At 65.5% G+C, this 1116-nt stretch carries 2 protein-coding genes; one reads left to right on the top strand and one right to left on the bottom strand.

All coding sequences use genetic code 11. From position 1 onward, the window contains the following. Nucleotides 1-387: MarR family winged helix-turn-helix transcriptional regulator (locus tag ABD844_RS41225; protein WP_344891155.1), on the bottom strand; the 387-nt coding region annotated here is incomplete at its 3' end. Nucleotides 388-501: 114 nt separating this feature from the next. On the opposite strand from ABD844_RS41225, the gene ABD844_RS41220 reads away from it, so the two are divergent. After that, nucleotides 502-1116, top strand: a 615-nt coding sequence (locus tag ABD844_RS41220; protein WP_344891152.1) for an alpha/beta hydrolase, incomplete at its 3' end; no start/stop codon positions are given.

Below are 1116 nucleotides of genomic sequence, written 5' to 3'. Positions count from 1 at the left end.
CAGGAGTCGTTGGAGCTCGTCGCGCTCTTGCGCTTCGAGTCTTGCGAGCCACTGCTCGAAGTTGTCGGACAGGGTCGCCAGTGCGCGATCGAGTGCTTTTTTGCCGTCCGGAGTCACCACGAGGCGGTGGCGGCGTAGGTCGCCCTCGTCGATCTCGCGTTGAACGAAGCCCTTGGCCACAAGGTTGCGTAGGTACACCGTCACGCTCGCCTTGGGCATCATCAGTCGGGCGGCGAGTTCGGCCGGGTAGCGACATTCGTCGACCTCGCCGAGCACGAAGAACTCCTTGGTGTCCAGGCCGAGCTCGTCGAGCTGCTCGCTGCAGCTGTTCATGACCGCGGTCAGCAGCCGGTGGTTGAGCCCCCAGATCCGCGCGGCGGTATTCACCTCGCAGGCGCTCCTTCCTCAGGATCGCACAATCCCTGATATAGTTCAGTTTCGTACAACATCGTTAATTGTACTAGCACTGTTGCCGTACTAGGATACAACCGGAACGGGATCATGGCTTCCATTCAGACCGCATCCATCTCCCGCGGCAGCTTCGAGCTCGCCGGGAACCTCCATCTCCCCGAGGGCTTCGACACAGGCCGGAAACACCCGGCCGTGATCATCGCCACGCCGGGCAGCAGCGTGAAGGAGCAGATCGGCGCCAACTACGCCCACGCCCTGACACAGAAAGGCTTCGTCGCTCTCACGTTCGACCCCGCCTACCAGGGCCAGAGCGGCGGAGAGCCCCGGGACCTGGAGGATCCCGCCGAACGGGCGGCCGATCTTCGCTACGCCGTGGACTTCCTCACTGCGCTGGACCACGTGGATGCGGAGCGCATCGGCGTCTTGGGCATCTGCGCCGGCGGCGGCTACGCCGTCAATGCCGCGATGACCGAGCACCGCATCAAAGCGGTCGGCACCGTGGTCCCGGTCAATATCGGCCGTGCCTTCCGAGCGGCCACGACAGCCTCCGGCTCTGTCGCGGGCCTGCTCAAGGACGTGGCCCGGCAGGCCACCGCCGAAGCGCGCGGCGGACAGCCGGTCCGGCACCCGTGGATCCCCGACACCATGCGGGACGCGGAATCCGCTGGCGTCACCGACATCGACGTGCTGCAGGCCGTGACCTAC

This window comes from Nonomuraea antimicrobica, from assembly GCF_039536965.1.
In the GTDB taxonomy this organism is placed as follows: Bacteria; Actinomycetota; Actinomycetes; order Streptosporangiales; family Streptosporangiaceae; genus Nonomuraea; species Nonomuraea antimicrobica.
The sequence above is the reverse complement of the archived record's forward strand: the minus strand, read 5'-3'. Positions and strand labels throughout refer to the sequence as shown.